Source organism: Arthrobacter sp. KBS0703, from assembly GCF_002008315.2.
In the GTDB taxonomy this organism is placed as follows: Bacteria; Actinomycetota; Actinomycetes; order Actinomycetales; family Micrococcaceae; genus Arthrobacter.
In genome coordinates this window covers 2,341,967-2,360,521 of sequence record NZ_MVDG02000001.1, presented here as the reverse complement: position 1 = coordinate 2,360,521, position 18,555 = coordinate 2,341,967, and the positions used below count along the sequence as shown (strand labels likewise).

Here is an 18,555-nt window from a genome sequence, read left to right as displayed (position 1 = left end):
CCCGAAAGCCCGTAAATCCGCGGATCCGGGGCCCGGGCTGTCTCTTATACACATCTAGATGTGTATAAGAGACACGTACTTCCCCGCGCCAAAACGTACTTCCGGCGGCAAAGCAGGCACGTCCGCGAGCCGCTCCGGTTCCGCCGCGGCCAGATCCGGCCGGGCGGGAGCGTCGGCCGCTCTGGCCGTACGCGGCAGATGCCCGCCGTCGAAGCCCGGCAGCCCTGGCTGCTGCGGGTGGTCGGCGGCGCGTGGCTCGGCATCGGGCACCTGGTGGGCGGGGGAGTGCGGAGAATCGGCCACGACGTGAGCGACCTCGCCCCAGAGGACCGCCGCGACGGTGCCGCGCTGTTCAACCTGGCGCTGGCGGTCTTCATCGCCACCTTTGCCTGGTGGGGCCTCCGGGGCTGGTTCCCGGACGCCGTCTACGCGGTGGTCAACGGGACGTTCGGCTGGATGTCGCTCGTGCTGCCGCTGATGCTATCGGTCTGCGCCTTCAGGCTGTTCCGCCAGCCGGCCGACGGCCGGGGCAACAACCGCGTGGGCATCGGCTTCCTCATCATGACGTTCGCGGGGTGCGGGCTTGCCCACATCGTCGGCGGCCAGCCGACCGTGAGCGACGGCTTTGACGGACTGCGTCGGGCCGGCGGCATGCTGGGCTTCCTGGCGGCCACGCCGCTCGCGGCCATTCATGCGGCGGTGCCGGTGGTCCTGTACGCCTTGCTGGCCTTTGTCTCGCTGCTCATCATCACGGCCACCCCCTTCGGTGCCATTCCCCGGCGCCTGCGCGGCGCCTACGAGCACCTGATGGGCATCGACCTTCAGGACGACGGGGACGACGGCGGCGGCCACGACCGCAGCTACCTCTACGACAGCGCCCCGGCCGAGCCGAAAAAGAAGCGGAAACGGCTTTTCGGCAAGAACGACGACGCCGACGCCCGGCTCGAGGGATACGTCGGAGACGAAGCCTTCGAACATGCCGTCATCGACGACGACGCCGAACCCGGCCCCGCCAAGGGCACGAAGGGCGCGAAGGGCGCCAGCGCCGTGGCGCCCGGCGTGCGCCGCCCCACGCAGGCCGAAATGTCTCTTATACACATCTAGATGTGTATAAGAGACAGGGACTGGGCAGCACTGCCGGAGAGGCGGGCGAAAACGCCACCGAGGCCATCCCGCTCGTCACTCCCGGAATGGTCGCCGCCGGTTCGTTGAACCCGGCAGCCGGCGCGGCGGCCGCCCAGGTCCCGTCGCGTCCCGTCGCCCCCGCGCCGCCGCCCACACCGATTCCGCAGCGCACCGAGCAGCTGTCGCTGGCCGGCGACGTCACGTACACCCTGCCGTCGTCGGACGTCCTGACGCCGGGATCCATCCCGAAGGAGCGCACGGAAGCCAACGACGCCATCGTTGCCTCCCTGACCGAGACGCTGACGCAGTTCAACGTTGACGCCCAGGTGACCGGCTTCAGCCGGGGCCCCACAGTGACCCGCTACGAGATCGAGCTGTCACCGGGCACCAAGGTGGAACGCGTCACGGCCCTGTCCAAGAACATCTCCTACGCCGTCGCCTCGAGCGACGTCCGCATCCTGAGCCCCATCCCGGGCAAGTCCGCCATCGGCATCGAGATCCCCAACACGGACCGCGAAACCGTCTCGCTCGGCGACGTCCTCCGCAGCCAGAACGCCCGCCGCACGGACCACCCCATGGTGATGGGCGTCGGCAAGGACGTCGAGGGCGGCTACGTCGTGGCGAACCTCGCCAAAATGCCGCACCTGCTCGTGGCCGGCGCCACCGGTGCCGGCAAGTCGTCCTTCGTGAACTCGATGATCACGTCCATCCTGATGCGCGCCACCCCGGACGAGGTCCGCATGGTCATGGTGGACCCGAAGCGCGTGGAACTCACGGCGTACGAAGGCGTGCCGCACCTGATCACGCCCATCATCACCAACCCCAAGAAGGCCGCCGAGGCGCTGCAGTGGGTGGTCCGCGAGATGGACGCCCGCTACGACGACCTCGCCAACTACGGGTTCAAGCACATCGATGACTTCAACAAGGCCGTCCGTGCCGGCAAGGTCCACCCGCCGGTCGACTCCAAGCGCGTCATCCGCCCCTACCCGTACCTGCTGGTGATCGTGGACGAGCTCGCCGACCTCATGATGGTGGCGCCCCGCGACGTCGAGGATTCCATCGTCCGCATCACCCAGCTGGCCCGCGCCGCCGGCATCCACCTGGTCCTGGCCACCCAGCGCCCCTCCGTGGACGTCGTCACCGGCCTGATCAAGGCCAACGTGCCGTCCCGCATGGCGTTCGCCACGTCCTCGGTCACGGACTCCCGCGTGGTCCTGGACCAGCCCGGAGCGGAAAAGCTGATCGGCCAGGGCGACGCCCTGTTCCTGCCGATGGGCGCCTCCAAGGCCATGCGCGTCCAGGGCGCCTGGGTCACCGAGTCCGAAATCCACAAGGTGGTGGAACACGTCAAGGGCCAGCTCAAGGCGGTCTACCGTGACGACGTCGCCCCGGAAGCGCAGAAAAAGCAGATCGACGACGACATCGGAGACGACCTCGAGGTGCTGCTGCAGGCCACGGAACTGGTGGTCACCACGCAGTTCGGCTCGACGTCGATGCTCCAGCGCAAGCTCCGCGTCGGGTTCGCCAAGGCCGGCCGCCTCATGGACCTCCTCGAGTCCAGGGGAGTCGTGGGGCCCTCCGAAGGATCCAAGGCGCGCGACGTGCTGGTCAAGCCGGACGACCTCGCCACCGTTCTGGCCGCCATGAAGGGGCAGGAATCCCCGGCGATGCCCGATTCCCAAACCGCAGCGCTCAGTGACAACGCCAACGCCAACATCGCCCAGGGCGGATACGCCGAGGACCTCGTTGCCGCCGGCCTGGACAACCGCACCCAGAACGTGGAGTACTACGACGGCGCGGACGGCAGCTCCGGCGACGACGAGGACGGTTCCGAAGACGCCTGGTCCCTCACCGGACGGTAGCCTAGAAGGGTGACTAGCACCGAAGCGACCGCGGCCGGCTCCAACAGCTCCGGGATCTGGAATCTTCCCAACATCCTCACCATGCTCCGCATCGTGCTGGTGCCGTTCTTCGTCTGGTTCCTTATCGCCGATGCCCCCGGCCAGCACAGCGAGTCCGGGCCCTGGCGCTGGGCCGCCGTGGCGGCGTTCGCCGTCGCCATCTACACGGACAAGCTCGACGGCGACATCGCCCGGAGCAGGGGACTGGTCACCGACTTCGGAAAGATCGCCGATCCGATTGCCGACAAGCTCCTGATCGGCTCCGCCCTGGTCATGCTCTCCGTCCTGAACGAGCTGCCCTGGTGGATTACGGTGCTCATCCTGGTCCGCGAATGGGGCATCACCGCCCTGAGGTTCTTCGTGATCCGTTACGGCGTGATCCCGGCGTCCCGCGGCGGCAAACTGAAGACCGTAGTCCAGACCGCGGCCATTTTCCTCTACCTCCTCCCGCTCTCCGGCCTCGCGCCGTGGCTGGTCTGGGTGGCCTTCGCCGTCATGCTTGTCGCCGTGGGGATCACCGTGTGGACCGGCGCCGAGTACGTCATTGAAGCGATGAAGGTACGGACCCAGGGGCTGCGCCGGCGGGCCGAGGAACGCCAAAACCAGGAACACCAGGAGCACCGGAAACCGGAAACCCAGGAGGGATGACCATGACCAACCTGCACCGGATCGCCGGCGAGGCTGTCGCCGCCGCCGTGCAACGGGGAATCACCGTTGCCACCGCAGAATCGCTCACGGCCGGCATGGTCACGGCGATGCTGGCAGACACGCCCGGCGCATCGGCCATGCTGCAGGGCGGCGTTGTTTCCTACCAGAACTCCGTCAAACGGGACGTCCTTGGCGTTCCGCAGGCGCTGCTGGACTCCCTCGGTTCCGTTGACGGCGCAGTGGCGGCAGCGATGGCCGACGGCGCCCGACGCACCTGCGGTGCCGACCTTGGAGTGTCCACCACGGGAGTCGCGGGGCCGGACGAGCACGACGGCAAGGCGGTGGGAACAGTGTTCATCGGGGTCGCCACGGCCCAGGGCTCGACGTCGTTTCCGTACAGCTTCGAGGGCACCCGGGCAGAGATCCGGGCCCTGGCCTGCGCGGCCGCCATGGAGCGACTGCAGGAGGCCCTAGCGTCGCTAAGCTACCGGGAGTAAGGTTGCCGGGAACAAAAAGCGAATCCGAATAGTTGTTATTTTGTGTCGCCTCCGCATTAGGGAGGCGCCTAGGATGAAAAGACCAACAGCGGTTCGCTTCACGCGAACCGGACTAACGAGGGAGCAAGGCGATACAGATGGTAAAGCAGCCCGTATCCGTAAACGGCGTTGTCCGCTGGAAGGATGTGGGCCTCGCCGATCAGGCAAAGAGCGAACAGAAGGAGCGCAAGATGGTAGTACTTCGTCACGAAATCGGTGATGTTCTGCGCGACGTTCGCCAGCGTCAGGGCCGGACCCTCCGCGAAGTTTCACACAGTGCCAGGGTTTCCCTCGGCTACCTCAGTGAAGTGGAGCGCGGCCAGAAGGAAGCCTCTTCGGAGCTGCTGTCTTCGATCTGCTCGGCCCTCGACGTTCCGTTGTCCAGCATGCTCCGAGAGGTCAGCGACCGCGTCGCCGTGGCCGAAGGTGTTGCCGTTCCGGACACCGTCCCGCAGGAATTCTCGCAGCGTTACGGCCGCGACCTTGACCGCGAACTCAATACTGAACTGTCTGACGAACTGGCCAAGGGACTGCTCTCGGGCGCCCGGTAACCAGCTCCACGGAATATAAACGCCAGGCCTCCGGCACATGCCGGAGGCCTTCGTCGTGCCATGCCAGTCGTGCCGCCAGTGCCGCGCCAGGGCCGCCCGGCGTCCTAGGGGGTCCCGTCCTTGGGGAACCCGTCGCGTTCGTACGTGGCGTTGAGCTTGGCCATGTAGGAGGCCAGCGCCTCAAGGTCCTCCACGGGCCATTCGCCCAGCCTCTCGCGGAAAACCTCCCGCCTGGCGTCCTGCACCTGGTGCATTTTCTCTTCACCGTGCGCCGTGAGCCTGATGGTCTGGGCACGGCCGTCCAGCGGGTCCGCTTCCTTGACTACGAGGCCGATGCTTTCCAGGAAGGCAATCTGCCGGCTGACCGACGGCTTGCCCACTCCGATGCAGGATGCCAGCTCCGTCAGGCGGATAGGGCCCTCTTTGCGGATCACCGTCAACAGGCCGTAGGCCGCGGGCTCCATGTCCGGGTGCACCTGGCGTGACAGCTGCTGAGAGACGGACCGGGCGCGCCGCCAGAAGATGCTGATCTGATGCTCCACGGTCTTTAGCGCGGCATCGAGGGTGTCCTCGGAGGGGGCAGAGACTCCGGGGGCGTCGGCTGGGTTGCTCATGGCAACCATTCTAAGGTCCGCACCCGTGAGAGACTCTATGTCGTGAGAATTAGTGATTTCTGGCGGCTTATGGATGACGAATTCGGCGCAGGCTACTCGCGCGTGCTCGGTGGTTCTCTGGTCCTCGCCGGCGTCGGCAGCCGGACGGCGGAGCAGTGTCTCTTATACACATCTCCGGCGTCAGCCCCCGCGATGTGTGGCTCGCCGTCTGCGACGTCCAGGACGTCCCCGCGGAGCGCCGCCTGGGCCGCGACATCAAGCCCAGCAGGAACTGACAGGCGCCCGCCTGCCTGAAGAGCCCTGACACGCCGACAGATTGTTCGAATATCTGTTCGGGTGCGGCTATGCTTTTTTCGAGCAGGTTATCCACATACGCACGCCCGTCCGGCAACAATGTCAGAGGGCGGGGATAGCGTCAGTGATGACAGAAACAGGCCGCACAGGCCACTCCACAGCGAGAAAGCATTAGAGGTGTGAACCATGGCGGCAGCCCCGGATCGTGAAAAGGCGCTCGAAGCAGCGCTTGCCCAGATTGACAAGCAGTTCGGCAAAGGCTCCGTCATGCGGCTGGGCGATGAAGTCCGGGCCCCGATTGAGGTCATCCCGACCGGCTCCATTGCCCTGGACGTCGCCCTGGGAATTGGCGGACTGCCGCGCGGCCGGATCGTTGAAATCTATGGACCGGAATCGTCCGGTAAGACCACCGTCGCCCTGCACGCCGTGGCGAACGCGCAGCGGCAGGGCGGCATCGCCGCCTTCATCGACGCCGAGCACGCCCTCGACCCCGAGTACGCGGCCAAGCTTGGCGTTGACACCGACGCCCTGCTGGTTTCCCAGCCGGACACCGGTGAGCAGGCACTGGAAATCATGGACATGCTGATCGGCTCCGGCTCCCTTGACGTCATTGTCATCGACTCCGTGGCTGCGCTGGTGCCGCGTGCGGAAATCGAGGGCGACATGGGAGATAGCCACGTTGGCCTGCAGGCACGCCTCATGAGCCAGGCCCTGCGAAAGATCACCGGACGGCTGAGCCAGACCAAGACCACCGCGATCTTCATCAACCAGCTCCGCGAAAAGATCGGTGTCTTCTTCGGCTCGCCGGAAACCACCACCGGCGGTAAGGCGCTGAAGTTCTACGCCTCCATCCGGATCGACGTCCGCCGGATCCAGACGCTGAAGGAAGGCGCCGACTCGGTCGGCAACCGGACCAAGGCCAAGATCGTCAAGAACAAGATGGCCCCGCCCTTCAAGATCGCCGAGTTCGACATCATCTACGGCCAGGGCATCTCCCGCGAGGGCGGCATCATCGACATGGGCGTCGAGCACGGCATCATCAAGAAGTCGGGGTCCTGGTTCACCTACGACGGTGATCAGCTCGGCCAGGGCATGGAAAACTCCCGCCGCTTCTTGCGCGACAACCCTGAACTGGCTGCGGAGCTGGAACGGCTCATCAAGGAAAAGCTGGGCGTCGGGGTGGCCCCCGCAGCCGCTGACGCCGCGGCCTCGCCGAAGCTGAAGGCCGTTGACGGGTTCTAGCAGCAAGCGTTCCGGCAGCAAGCGCCGCGCCGCGTCCGCCGGCCAGGATCCAGTCCCGCCGTCCTCGTCCGCCGAGGACAGGTTCGCGGGGGACCGGGAGCCTGACCCGGCGGCTGTGGCGCGCGCTATCGTGCTCCGGCAGCTGACCAGTTCGCCCAAGAGCAGGCTGCAGCTCGAGCGCAAGCTGGCGGAGCGCAACGTGCCCGAGGACGTCGCCGCGGCGGTCCTGGACCGCTTCGAAGAAGTCAGGCTGGTCGACGACGCGGAGTTCGCCGAGATGTGGGTGCGCAGCCGCTCGCAGACCCGGAAACTGGCCAAAGGTGCCCTCCGGCGGGAGCTGGCGGAAAAAGGCATCGACGGGGATGCTGCGGCCTCTGCCCTGGAACAGCTCAGCGACGCCGACGAGGAAACGGCGGCCCGCCAACTGGCGGAACGCCGCCTCCGGCCGGGAACCGACCTGTCGGACCGTGCCGAGCGGGACAAGGTCACCCGCCGGCTGGCGTCCATGCTTGCGCGCAAGGGGTACCAGCCGTCTCAGGCCTTCCGCATCGTGGGTGAAGTGCTCGACGCCGCATCCGGCAGCTAGGCTCTAATACGCTGAGGCCTGGGCGGCTCGGGCTTCGTGCAGACACGGCGTCGGGCACTTTGGCCGCCCGGTGGCCGGGGCATCGGGGAGTTGGGCGCAGCCGGTACGCTTAACGGGTGAGTCTGACCTACCCTTCCCCCGCATCCGGCACCGTTCCAGCAGCAACCGACGCCTCCGCCGCGCCCCGCACTTACCAGGTGCGGACGTTCGGCTGCCAGATGAACGTTCACGATTCCGAGCGGATGGCAGGGATGCTGGAGGCTGCCGGTTACGTTCCGGCGGACGGTGCCCAGGCCGACGTCGTGGTGTTCAACACCTGCGCCGTCCGGGAAAATGCGGACAACAAGCTGTACGGCAACCTGGGCATGCTGGCGCCCATCAAGGAAGCCAACCCCGGGATGCAGATCGCCGTGGGCGGCTGCCTCGCCCAGAAGGACCGAGAAACCATCCTGAAAAAGGCGCCGTGGGTGGATGCCGTCTTCGGGACGCACAACGTGGGCGCCCTGCCGGCACTCCTCGACCGGGCACGCCACAACAACGAAGCGCAGCTCGAGATCCTCGAGTCGCTGGACGTCTTTCCGTCCACCCTGCCCACCAAGCGCGACTCCGTCTATTCGGGCTGGGTGTCTATCTCCGTGGGCTGCAACAACACCTGCACGTTCTGCATCGTCCCGGCCCTGCGGGGCAAGGAGAAGGACCGCCGGCCCGGAGACATCCTCGCCGAGGTCCAGGCGCTGGTGGATGACGGCGCCATCGAAGTGACACTGCTTGGCCAGAACGTCAATTCGTACGGCGTGGAATTCGGCGACCGCCAGGCGTTCTCCAAACTGCTCCGCGCCTGCGGTGAGATCCCGGGCCTGGAAAGGGTCCGCTTCACGAGCCCACACCCGGCAGCGTTCACTGACGACGTCATTGACGCCATGGCCGAGACCGGGAACGTCATGCCCCAGCTGCACATGCCGCTCCAGTCGGGCTCCGACAAGGTCCTCCGCGACATGAAGCGGTCCTACCGTTCCGCGAAGTTCCTCGGAATCCTGGACAAGGTCCGGGAGAAGATTCCGCACGCCGCGATCTCGACCGACATCATCGTCGGCTTCCCCGGCGAGACGGAAGAAGATTTCCAGGCCACCCTGGACGTCGTCGAAAAGTCACGGTTCGCCACGGCCTTCACCTTCCAGTACTCCAAGCGTCCCGGCACGCCGGCCGCCGACCTGCCGGACCAGCTGCCCAAAGCCCTGGTGCAGGAACGCTTCGAACGGCTCACCGCCCTGCAGGACCGCATCGCCGCCGAGGAGAACGCGAAGCAGCTCGGACGCCGCGTCGAGGTCATGGTCACCGCCCAGTCCGGCCGCAAGGCGGAGGAAACCCACCGGTTGTCGGGCCGCTCGCAGGACTCGCGGCTCGTGCATTTCTCCATCCCGGAAGGTGCCCCGGCGCCGCGCCCGGGCGACGTCGTGACGGTCACCGTGACGGAAGCGGCGGCATTCCACCTGGTCGCGGACCCGGCGACGCCCGACGACTACGTCCTCCGGCGTTCGCGCGCCGGCGACGCCTGGGACAGGGCACAGGCTGACTCCTGCGGCGCCCCGGCACCGGGAGCCCCCGGCACAGCGGGGAAAACCGGGGTATCGCTAGGCATGCCGTCCCTTCCGGTCCGGACCCGCTAACAGCGTGGGCGAAGGTTCCCCAGCCGTGAGTGACCACCCGGCCAGTCCGGAGCAGCCGCCCGTCATCGCCGTCGTCGGGCCCACGGGCTCGGGAAAGTCCGACCTCGCCGTCGAACTCGCCCTGGCGCTGGACGGCGAAGTCATCAACGCCGATGCCATGCAGTTCTACCGGGGCATGGACATCGGAACGGCCAAGATCACCGATGCCGAGCGCAGGGGAGTCCCGCACCACCTGCTGGACATCCTCGACGTCACCCAGGAAGCGTCTGTCTCCGACTTCCAGCGGCTGGCCAGGGGAGCCGTCGCCGATATCCACAGCCGCGGAAAGCGGGCCATCCTGGCAGGTGGATCCGGCCTGTACGTCCGTGCAGCGCTCGACGTCCTCGATTTCCCGGGGACCGACCCGGACATACGCGGCCGGCTCGAGCAGGAACACGCCGCGGCCGGGACGGACCCCCTGCTGGAACGACTGCGCGCCGTCGACCCGGTGTCCGCCGGGCGGCTCGGTGACAGCCGCCGCATCATTCGTGCGCTGGAGGTCTTCGAGCTCACAGGGCGGCCGTTCAGCTCCTTCATGCCCACCCGCGAGTACGTCCGGCCGGCCGTGCAGATCGGCCTGGAGGTTGACCGGGACGTGCTCCGCGAACGGCTGGCCGAACGGGTTCACCGGATGGTGGAGCGCGGACTGCTGGCCGAGGTTGAACGGCTCGACGCTGCCGGACTGCGCCGCGGCAGGACGGCTCCCCGCGCCCTGGGCTACGCCCAGTTCCTCAAGGTGCTCGACGGCGAGGCTGACCTCACCCAGGCCACCGAGGAAACCATCGTGGCCACGAGGCAGTTCGCCCGCCGCCAGCTCACCTGGTTCCGTGCGGATCCGCGCATCGGCTGGCTTGGCTGGCAGGATCCGGACCTGACAGCCAAGGCCGCGGCGCTGTGTTCCTGAAAGCCCGTTTTCCGGACCGTGGCGGCGTGAAGGTAACCTTGAAGCATGGATGAAACCCTTGCCGAAACAGCCGAGTCTGCCACCGCGCGGCTGAGCGGACTCCGCTTCTCCAAGGGCCACGGAACGGGCAACGACTTCGTCCTCATCGCCGACCCCGAGGGCCTGCACGCCATCTCGCCCGAGCAGGTGGCCGAACTGTGCGACCGCCACCGCGGCATCGGCGGCGACGGGCTCATCCGGGCCGTTCCTTCCCGGCTCCTCGACGAAGGGCGGCAGCTTCTTGCCACGCACCCCGACGCCGAATGGTTCATGGACTACCGGAACGGAGACGGCTCACTGTCGGAGATGTGCGGTAACGGGGTCCGCGTGTTCGTGCACTTCCTCCTCGCCGAAGGCCTGGCAGAGCTCCCGGCCGGCGGTTCGCTGACCATCGGCACCCGCGGCGGCGTCAAGACCATTGTCCGCACGGGGAACGGATACGCCGTCGATATGGGGCCGTGGGAGTTCATCTTCCCGGCTGAGGCGGCGGCGCGGGCCATGGATTCCCTGGTCGGCGCCGACGGCCTGGAAGTGCCCCGCCCGGCGCTGTCCGTCAGCATGGGCAACCCGCATACGGTGGTCGCGCTGGCCGAACTCGCTGAGTTGGAGGGCATGCGGCTTTTCACGGCACCGCACGTTGACCCCACCCCCGCCCACGGCACCAACGTCGAGTTCGTCGTACCGTCGGAGCCGCTGGTCCATGACGGCGTCGGCACGGTGACCATGCGCGTCCACGAGCGCGGCGTCGGCGAAACGCAGTCCTGCGGAACCGGAGCATGCGCTGCGGCGGTGGCGATCCGTCACTGGGCCGGACAGGGCGCACCGGACGCCTGGCACGTGAAGGTGCCGGGCGGCGTCGTCGGGGTTAAATTCTTCACCGTGGCCGACGGCCGCGAGCACGTGGAGCTCAGTGGCCCGGCAACGATCGTTGCTACCGGGACGCTTTCCTGACCCGGAGGATCCGGAACGACTTCGATGTACTCTCCCGGCTCACACTGAACGAGTCGTCGAGCACCTCGACCAGCCAGCGCTGAAGGGAATCCGAGCCCAGGTTCTTCTGCACCACGAGCCAGGCGGAACCGCCAGGGGCCAGCCGCGGCAGCCACAGCAGAAGCAGTGAATGCAGTTCATCCTTGCCGATCCGGATCGGCGGGTTGGACCAGATCGTGTCGAAGCGCAGGTCGGGATCAACAGCTTCGGGCGTGCTGGCCGTGACGTTGTCCAGGCCAAGCAAGGCGGCGTTCCCGTTCGTCAGCGCGATGCAGCGCTCGTTGACGTCAACGGCGTAAACCCGTGCATGCGGAGCGCGCAGCGCCATGGTCAGGGCAATCGGGCCCCATCCGCAGCCGATGTCCAGCAGGTTCCCCTGCGGTGCCGGTGCCGGAACATCTGCCAGCAGGACCGCCGTGCCTTTGTCGATGCCGTCCGGGCTGAAGATTCCGGCGGAGGTCTGCAGGTTCCGCGTTTCACCCGCCAGTTCAACCGTGAGGGGCTTGCGGGTGAAGGGCCCCGCGGGCGAGGCGCTGAAATAGTGGGCAGACTCCATAACTGGCCAGATTAGTGGGCCGCCCGCCCGATGGGAAACCGGACCATACGGTCTGCTAGTCTGGAACGCATGTTCTTGATCTTTGAGTAGTCGGCCCCCTTCGCCGGCCTTGAGCTGCCCCCTTCGGACCTCTCCGAACGGCCAGCCATCCCGGCCTCACCGGCACAGACGTCCCCTCCCGGAGCGATGCAGGTACTGACCTTCCGCCCGGCGCGCCGCAGCACCCCACTCAGATCAATTTACCGGCCCAGGCGTGTCCGCCACGGCCTCATAGGAGCCTCTCCATGACCCCTCGCCGTCAGCCCAGCGCGAATACCGCGCCCAAGGGCAGCAATCAGCACTATTCTGAAGATGCAGAACCTTTTAGGGAGACCATGACCAGTCAGCAAAACTCCGGATCCGAGCCGGCGGCCCAGGACATGAGTCCTGAGGAAATCCAAGCTGTCATCGACCGGATCCTCGCCAAGGACGTCCCGGCCAGGAATGCCTCGGCGGCAAACGGCGGCGGAGCCGGCAGCAAGGCAGTATTTGGCAAGGCCCAGGCGATTTCCGGGATCGATGAGGAACACAGCCTGTTCGACGGCGATCAGCAGGACCTCGAGGAACGCCGGGCACTGCGCCGCACCGCGGGGCTGTCCACCGAACTCGAAGACGTCACCGAAGTCGAGTACCGGCAGCTTCGCCTGGAGCGTGTGGTCCTGGCAGGGCTCTGGACCGAAGGCACCTTGGCGGACGCCGAAAACTCGCTGCGTGAACTTGCCGCGCTGGCGGAAACCGCGGGCTCAGAGGTCCTCGACGGCCTGGTCCAGCGGCGCGCCAAACCGGATCCCGGCACGTTCCTCGGCTCCGGCAAGGCCTTGGAACTCAAGGACATCGTGATGTCCACCGGTGCGGACACCGTCGTAGTGGACGCGGAACTGGCACCGTCGCAGCGGCGCGGACTCGAAGACATCGTCAAGGTCAAGGTCATCGACCGCACGGCCCTCATCCTCGACATCTTCGCCCAGCACGCCAAGAGCCGCGAAGGCAAGGCCCAGGTGGAACTGGCCCAGCTGGAATACCTCCTCCCTCGCCTCCGCGGCTGGGGCGAGTCCATGTCCCGCCAGGCCGGTGGCCAGGTGGGCGGCGCCGGCGCCGGCATGGGATCGCGTGGTCCGGGTGAAACCAAGATCGAACTGGACCGGCGGCGGATCCGGACGCGGATGGCCAAACTGCGGCGCGAGATCGCCGCGATGAAGCCGGCCCGGGAGACCAAACGTGCCAACCGACGTCGCAATGCCGTGCCTTCGGTCGCGATCGCCGGCTACACCAACGCCGGAAAGTCGTCCCTGCTGAACCGGCTCACGGATGCCGGAGTCCTGGTGGAGAACGCCCTGTTCGCCACCCTGGACCCCACCGTCCGCAAAGCCGAAACCGCTGACGGGCTCGGCTACACGCTGGCTGACACCGTGGGCTTCGTGCGTTCGCTTCCCACCCAACTGGTGGAGGCGTTCCGCTCCACCCTTGAGGAAGTCGCGGATTCGGACCTGATCCTCCACGTGGTGGACGTCTCCCACCCCGATCCGGAGGGGCAGATCGCCGCTGTGCGCGCCGTTTTCGCCGAGGTGGACGCCCGCAAGGTGCCCGAGATCATCGTGCTCAACAAGGCGGACGCAGCGGACCCGTTTGTCGTGGAGCGGCTCAAGCAGCGCGAACCGCGCCACGTGGTGGTGTCCGCCCGCACGGGCCAGGGCATCCCGGAGCTCCTGAAGGCCATCAGCGAGTCCATTCCGCGCCCGAGCGTCAAGCTCGAGCTGCTCGTCCCGTACCACCGTGGCGACCTGATCAGCAAGCTCCACGACTCCGATGCGGAGATCCTGAGCCTGGATCACGAAGAGGGCGGCACCCGCGCCGTGGTCATGGTCCGGGAAGGCCTCGCGGCTGAACTGGAATCCTTCATCAGCAATGACTGAGCGGGCGGCGGACCACGCCGATGCCACGGCCGGCGAGCAGTTCGTCATCGAACTGCTCGACCGCGCCGTGGCCGGCATGGGCGGCCAGAGCCGCAGCGGCCAGCATGAGATGGCTCGGCAGGTGGCCAGGGCGATCGAAACCGGGGACCACCTGCTGGTCCAGGCAGGCACGGGAACCGGAAAGTCACTCGCCTACCTGATCCCCCTGATTGCCCACTCGCTGGAAAGCGACAAACCAACCCTCGTGTCCACGGCCACCCTGGCACTGCAGACCCAGATCGTGGGCCGGGACCTGCCGCGGCTGCTCAAGACCATCACGCCCGCCCTGGACAGGCCCGTCAAGATCGCGCTCGTCAAGGGCCGGTCCAACTACGTGTGCCGGCACAAGCTGGAGGGCGGCTTCCCCTCGGAAGAGCCCTCCGAAGGCCAGCTCTTCTCCTTAGGCGAGGACACCAGCGTGCCGCATTTCGCCGCGGCCATGGGCGGGCCGTCATCGCAGCTCGGCAAGGAAGTGGTCCGGCTCCGTGAGTGGGCCGAGAAGACCGACACGGGGGACCGCGACGAACTCCTCCCCGGCGTGACGGACCGGGCCTGGCGGCAGGTCTCGGTCACCTCCATGGAGTGCCTCGGGGCGCAGAAGTGCCCCCTGGCGGCCGAGTGTTTCAGCGAACTCGCGCGGCACAACGCCGCCGAAGCCGACGTCGTGGTCACCAACCACGCGATGCTCGCAGTCAGCGCCTTTGAGGGCCTGGCCGTCCTGCCCGAATACGACGTCGTGGTGGTGGACGAAGCCCACGAACTCCAGGACAGGGTCACCGGAGCCGTCTCCGGGCAGCTGTCGGTGGCCATGGTCCACGCGGCTGCCTCAGGCGCGCGAAAACACACCGGCATCACCGTTGATGCGCTCAACACGGCCGCCGCGAACCTCGAACTCGCCGTGGCCGGGGTGCCCAGCGGGCTGCTCCCGAACGGACTCAATGACGAGCAGCTGGACTGCGTGGACCAGCTCCGCGAGGCCTGCCGGGCAGCATTGTCCGATTCCAAGGGGGACAGCAACAACACACCCGACGGCGGGCGGCAGCTCGCGCGTTCCCGCCTCCTCGTGATCCTGGAACTGTGCGAGCGGCTGCTGGCGGCGCGTGAAAACCGCGAAGTGGTGTGGTTCTCGCGGAACAGCACGTTCGATCCGCAGCAGGGCTACTCGGCGCCGGACGAATCGTCGCCCGCCCTCATCAACATCGCTCCGCTCAGCGTCGCGGGCCGGCTGCGGGAAGGCCTCTTCGCCGGCCACACCGTGGTGCTGACCTCAGCCACGCTTGCCATCGGCTCGGCCTTCGAACCCGCTGCCGGCGGGCTTGGCCTCGTGGGCGAGGGCGCTCCGAGCTGGACCGGTCTGGATGTAGGGTCGCCCTTCGACTATCCCAAGCAGGGCATCCTGTACGTGGCCGGCCATCTGCCCAAGCCGGGCAGGGGAACTTCGCCGGAGGCCCTCGACGAACTTGAGTCGCTGATCCGTGCCTCCGGCGGGGGAGCCCTGTGCCTCTTCTCGTCGCGGCGCGCCGCCGAGGACGCCGCCGAGGCGCTGCGCCCCCGGCTGGATGTCAGCCTCCTGTGCCAGGGCGATTCCACCATGACGGCCCTGGTCAAGCAGTTTGCCGATGAGCCGGACACGTGCCTGTTCGGAACGATGTCGCTGTGGCAGGGTGTGGACGTGCCCGGCGGATCATGCCGGCTCGTGGTGATTGACAGGATTCCGTTCCCCCGGCCCGACGACCCGCTGATGACCGCACGCTCCCGGGCCGTGGCCCAGGCCGGCGGCAACGGCTTCATGTCGGTGTCAGCCACCCACGCGGCGATCAGGCTGGCCCAGGGGGCGGGACGGCTGATCAGGTCCACTGATGACAAGGGCGTGGTGGCGGTGCTGGATTCGAGGCTGTCCACCGAGCGGTATGGCGCTTTCCTCCGCGCAGCACTGCCGCCGTTCTGGCCGACGACGGACCGGAAGATTGCCGTGGCTGCCCTGGAGAGGCTGGCCGGCGCGCGGTCCTAGGCTTTACGGCCAGCTGGGACTTATAGCCGGCCGGGATACGGGCGGCATCGTTGAGGCGTAGCCGGGCGCAGACGGGTGGGGCTAGAGCGAACGCAGCACTGAGACCACTTTGCCCATGACCACGGCGTGGTCGCCCAGGATCGGTTCGTACTGGGTGTTTTGCGGAAGCAGCCAGGTGTGGCCGTCCCGCTGCCGGAAGGTCTTGACGGTCGCTTCGTCGTCGAGCAGGGCGGCAACGATGTCGCCGTTGACGGCGTCGCTTTGCCGCCTGACCACCACCCAGTCGCCGTCGCAGATGGCGGCATCCACCATGGAATCGCCGGCCACCCTCAGCATGAAGAGTTCGCCATGGCCGACGAGCTGGCGGGGCAGGGGCATGAGTTCCTCCACGACCTGGTCCGCGAGGATGGGCCCGCCTGCCGCAATCCGGCCGACCAGCGGCACCATGGCCGTGTCCATGGCGCTGGGCAGTTCAGAGACGGTTCCGCCGCCCACGCTGTGGAGCGCGGCGTCCTTCGAGGCCCCCGGGGCCTTTGCTGCGCCCGCGTCCAGGGTGAGGGGCATGAGGACTTCCATGGCCCGCGGGCGCTTGGGATCGCGCCGCAGGTAACCGAGCTTTTCCAGCTGCGAGAGCTGGTGGGTGACGCTGGACAGGCTGGCCAGGCCGACGGTGTCGCCAATTTCGCGCATGGACGGCGGATAGCCGTTCTCGTTGACTGACCGCTGGATCGTTTCCAGGATCCGCTTCTGGCGGACAGTGAGTCCCTTGGGTGTCCGCTGAGACCGCTGGCTGCGCTGGGGAGCCGTGCCGCCGGAGGCTTGTGCTGCCATGTTTGCCAACGCCTTTCCATTCCACCCGGCATCCGTGGCTGCAGTTGCCGGGAACTTCCGGACTGAAATTGTCAGACCCTGCTGATCAACTGCAGATGTGGTTGTTCTTTGATTCCCAACGTAGGCCAGCCCTACGGCTTTTTCAAACATTTGTTCTAGCGAGTCTCGACTTAATTCGTTGATAAGTGCTAAAACTGAGGAAAGCAAAGTTCGAACATGTGTTCTAGTCAAGCAGTCGAGTGTGCGGGTTATTCGAATATCCCGGCGATCGGCCGGTGGACAGGCGCAAACCGGGCAGCACAGATTGGTCCAGGAGGGCTCAGGTCATGTCAGCTTCAACAACAGTTCAGTGCTCACTTCCGCAGGGTATGGAAACGGCGGCGCGGCAGAGTTTCCGGCACAGTGACCGGCGTAGTGCGCCGGTCAGCGGCCGGCCGGTCAAGCCGCCGCGGCTGCGTCTCACGCGCCGCGGCCGGATCGTCCTGATTGGCCTGCCGCTCGTACTGCTGGCCGCACTTCTGCTGTCGCTGGCCGGCCTGCTGAACTCGCCGGCCAAGGCGGCCGACACCGCCAGCGGGCTGGCAGTCACGCCGACGGTGTCCGTGACGGTCCAGCCAGGGGAGTCCTTGTGGGCCATTGCCGGGGCGGTGGACCCCGGCCGCGACCCGCGCGACGTCATCGCGGATATCGTCCAGCTGAACGATCTGGATGGCGGCAGGGTTATGCCGGGCCAGCAGTTGTTTGTTCCGTCCAAGTAGCCAGCGTGTGTTTGGACGCCGGGCGTCCGGTTTGCTTCGACCGACACGGTGGTCCGGACCCCGCCAGATCGTCACAGTTTCAGGCCCGCCGCCCGTGGCACTTAAACTGTTCCAGTGAGTGACCAGCTTGAGCGACTTAACCGATTGCCCCTCCGGACCAACCTGCGGGGGCTGACACCCTACGGTGCGCCGCAGCTTGACGTCCCCATCCTGCTCAACGTCAACGAGAACACTCATGGCGTGCCGGCCGATGTCAGGGCCGCCATCGCCGTGGCCGTGACCGAGGCCGCCGCGGGCCTCAACCGCTACCCGGACCGCGAATTCACCGAACTCCGGGAAGCCCTCGCCGAGTACCTCGGCCACGGGCTCGGCGCCGAAAATATCTGGGCAGCCAACGGCTCCAACGAAGTGCTCCAGCAGATTCTGCAGGCCTTCGGCGGGCCGGGGCGTACGGCGCTCGGGTTCCCGCCCACGTACTCCATGTACCCGCTGCTCGCCAGCGGAACGGACACCGGCTACATTGTCGGCAAGCGCGCCGGGGATTACGGCTTGAGCGCTGAGGACGCTGCACGCCAGGTCCGCGAGCTGCAGCCGAACATTGTGTTCCTGTGCTCACCCAACAACCCCACCGGCACCGGCCTCGGCCTGGACGTGGTGGAGGCCGTCTACGAAGCCGGCGAGGCCAGCCAGACCATTGTGATCGTGGACGAGGCTTACCATGAGTTTGCCCACGACGGCACGCCAAGCGCTCTCACCTTGTTGCCGGGCCGGGAGCGGCTCATCGTGTCCCGGACCATGAGCAAGGCATTCGCCCTCGCCGGCGCGCGGCTCGGCTACATGGCGGCGGCACCGGAAGTGGCCGACGCCCTGCGCCTCGTGCGCCTGCCCTACCACCTGTCGGCCATCACCCAGGCCACCGCCCTCGCGGCGCTGCACCACCGCGAGGCGCTCATGGCCGACGTCGAGGACATCAAACTGCAGCGCGACCGCATCGTCGCCGAACTGACGCGGATGGGGCTGCGGCCGGCGGCATCTGACTCCAACTACGTCTTTTTCGGCGGCCTCGAAAACCCGCACGAAGTCTGGCAGGCCCTGCTGGACGCGGGCGTGCTGATCAGGGACGTCGGCATCCCCGGGCACCTGCGGGTCACGGCAGGAACTGAGACGGAAACCACAGCATTCCTGGAGGCGCTGGAAAGCATCCTGGCCAGCCGGGCTGCCCTTCCGGCCTAAACTTGAGCGTAGACCAAGCAACGTCTGAACCCTCCTTCG

Annotated in this window: 15 protein-coding genes and 2 pseudogenes; 14 read left to right on the top strand and 3 right to left on the bottom strand. The window is 67.1% G+C overall.

Going from position 1 to position 18,555, the window contains the following annotated elements:
• Positions 1-58 precede the first annotated feature (58 nt).
• The 4 genes and pseudogenes from B1A87_RS11105 to B1A87_RS11090 all read left to right on the top strand — a co-directional run bounded on the left by B1A87_RS11105 (position 59) and on the right by B1A87_RS11090 (position 4,761).
• A pseudogene (locus B1A87_RS11105) lies at positions 59-2,987 on the top strand (DNA translocase FtsK).
• 9 nt (positions 2,988-2,996) lie between these two features.
• Complete coding sequence (gene pgsA / locus B1A87_RS11100; RefSeq protein ID WP_078026442.1) at positions 2,997-3,674, top strand: CDP-diacylglycerol--glycerol-3-phosphate 3-phosphatidyltransferase; 678 nt, start codon at positions 2,997-2,999, stop codon at positions 3,672-3,674.
• Between the two features lie 2 nt (positions 3,675-3,676).
• Positions 3,677-4,171: a CinA family protein gene (locus B1A87_RS11095; RefSeq protein WP_078026443.1), complete on the top strand. Its 495-nt coding sequence runs from the start codon at positions 3,677-3,679 to the stop codon at positions 4,169-4,171.
• Positions 4,172-4,308: 137 nt separating this feature from the next.
• A complete protein-coding gene (locus B1A87_RS11090; protein ID WP_078026444.1) occupies positions 4,309-4,761 on the top strand; it encodes a helix-turn-helix domain-containing protein in 453 nt (150 codons plus the stop codon).
• A gap of 104 nt (positions 4,762-4,865) precedes the next feature.
• On the opposite strand, the gene B1A87_RS11085 is transcribed toward B1A87_RS11090, so the two are convergent.
• Positions 4,866-5,375 (bottom strand): MarR family winged helix-turn-helix transcriptional regulator, encoded by a 510-nt coding sequence (locus B1A87_RS11085; protein WP_078026445.1) that lies wholly within the window; start codon positions 5,373-5,375, stop codon positions 4,866-4,868.
• Positions 5,376-5,444: 69 nt separating this feature from the next.
• Here B1A87_RS11085 and B1A87_RS11080 point away from each other — a divergent pair.
• From B1A87_RS11080 to dapF, 6 genes and pseudogenes are all read left to right on the top strand, one after another.
• Positions 5,445-5,650, top strand: a pseudogene (locus tag B1A87_RS11080) (DUF3046 domain-containing protein).
• A gap of 205 nt (positions 5,651-5,855) precedes the next feature.
• A complete protein-coding gene (recA, locus tag B1A87_RS11075) occupies positions 5,856-6,911 on the top strand; it encodes a recombinase RecA (protein ID WP_056627843.1) in 1,056 nt (351 codons plus the stop codon).
• Complete coding sequence (locus B1A87_RS11070) at positions 6,898-7,497, top strand: regulatory protein RecX (protein ID WP_395940238.1); 600 nt, start codon at positions 6,898-6,900, stop codon at positions 7,495-7,497. Before recA ends, B1A87_RS11070 begins: the two co-directional genes overlap by 14 nt.
• A gap of 116 nt (positions 7,498-7,613) precedes the next feature.
• Positions 7,614-9,164: a tRNA (N6-isopentenyl adenosine(37)-C2)-methylthiotransferase MiaB gene (gene miaB, locus B1A87_RS11065; protein WP_078026447.1), complete on the top strand. Its 1,551-nt coding sequence runs from the start codon at positions 7,614-7,616 to the stop codon at positions 9,162-9,164.
• A gap of 25 nt (positions 9,165-9,189) precedes the next feature.
• Complete coding sequence (gene miaA / locus B1A87_RS11060) at positions 9,190-10,107, top strand: tRNA (adenosine(37)-N6)-dimethylallyltransferase MiaA (protein WP_144275792.1); 918 nt, start codon at positions 9,190-9,192, stop codon at positions 10,105-10,107.
• A gap of 45 nt (positions 10,108-10,152) precedes the next feature.
• Complete coding sequence (gene dapF / locus B1A87_RS11055) at positions 10,153-11,097, top strand: diaminopimelate epimerase (RefSeq protein WP_144275791.1); 945 nt, start codon at positions 10,153-10,155, stop codon at positions 11,095-11,097.
• Here dapF and B1A87_RS11050 read toward each other — a convergent pair.
• Positions 11,078-11,692 (bottom strand): class I SAM-dependent methyltransferase, encoded by a 615-nt coding sequence (locus tag B1A87_RS11050; protein WP_078026449.1) that lies wholly within the window; start codon positions 11,690-11,692, stop codon positions 11,078-11,080. The two genes, dapF and B1A87_RS11050, sit on opposite strands and share 20 nt — an antisense overlap.
• A 374-nt stretch (positions 11,693-12,066) precedes the next feature.
• On the opposite strand from B1A87_RS11050, the gene hflX reads away from it, so the two are divergent.
• Entirely contained in the window at positions 12,067-13,644 is a 1,578-nt protein-coding gene (gene hflX / locus B1A87_RS11045; protein ID WP_078026450.1) for a GTPase HflX, read from the top strand.
• Complete coding sequence (locus B1A87_RS11040) at positions 13,637-15,694, top strand: ATP-dependent DNA helicase (RefSeq protein WP_078026451.1); 2,058 nt, start codon at positions 13,637-13,639, stop codon at positions 15,692-15,694. The genes hflX and B1A87_RS11040 overlap by 8 nt, the downstream gene beginning before the upstream one ends.
• A gap of 81 nt (positions 15,695-15,775) precedes the next feature.
• Here the strand turns inward: B1A87_RS11040 and lexA are convergent, their stop codons facing one another.
• Positions 15,776-16,525, bottom strand: a complete 750-nt coding sequence (gene lexA / locus B1A87_RS11035; RefSeq protein WP_078026452.1) for a transcriptional repressor LexA — start codon at positions 16,523-16,525, stop codon at positions 15,776-15,778.
• Between the two features lie 326 nt (positions 16,526-16,851).
• On the opposite strand from lexA, the gene B1A87_RS11030 reads away from it, so the two are divergent.
• Together B1A87_RS11030 and B1A87_RS11025 are read left to right on the top strand one after the other, a co-directional pair.
• A complete protein-coding gene (locus B1A87_RS11030) occupies positions 16,852-17,283 on the top strand; it encodes a LysM peptidoglycan-binding domain-containing protein (protein ID WP_185982301.1) in 432 nt (143 codons plus the stop codon).
• A gap of 114 nt (positions 17,284-17,397) precedes the next feature.
• Entirely contained in the window at positions 17,398-18,516 is a 1,119-nt protein-coding gene (locus B1A87_RS11025; protein ID WP_078026454.1) for a histidinol-phosphate transaminase, read from the top strand.
• The last annotated feature ends 39 nt before the right edge of the window (positions 18,517-18,555 follow it).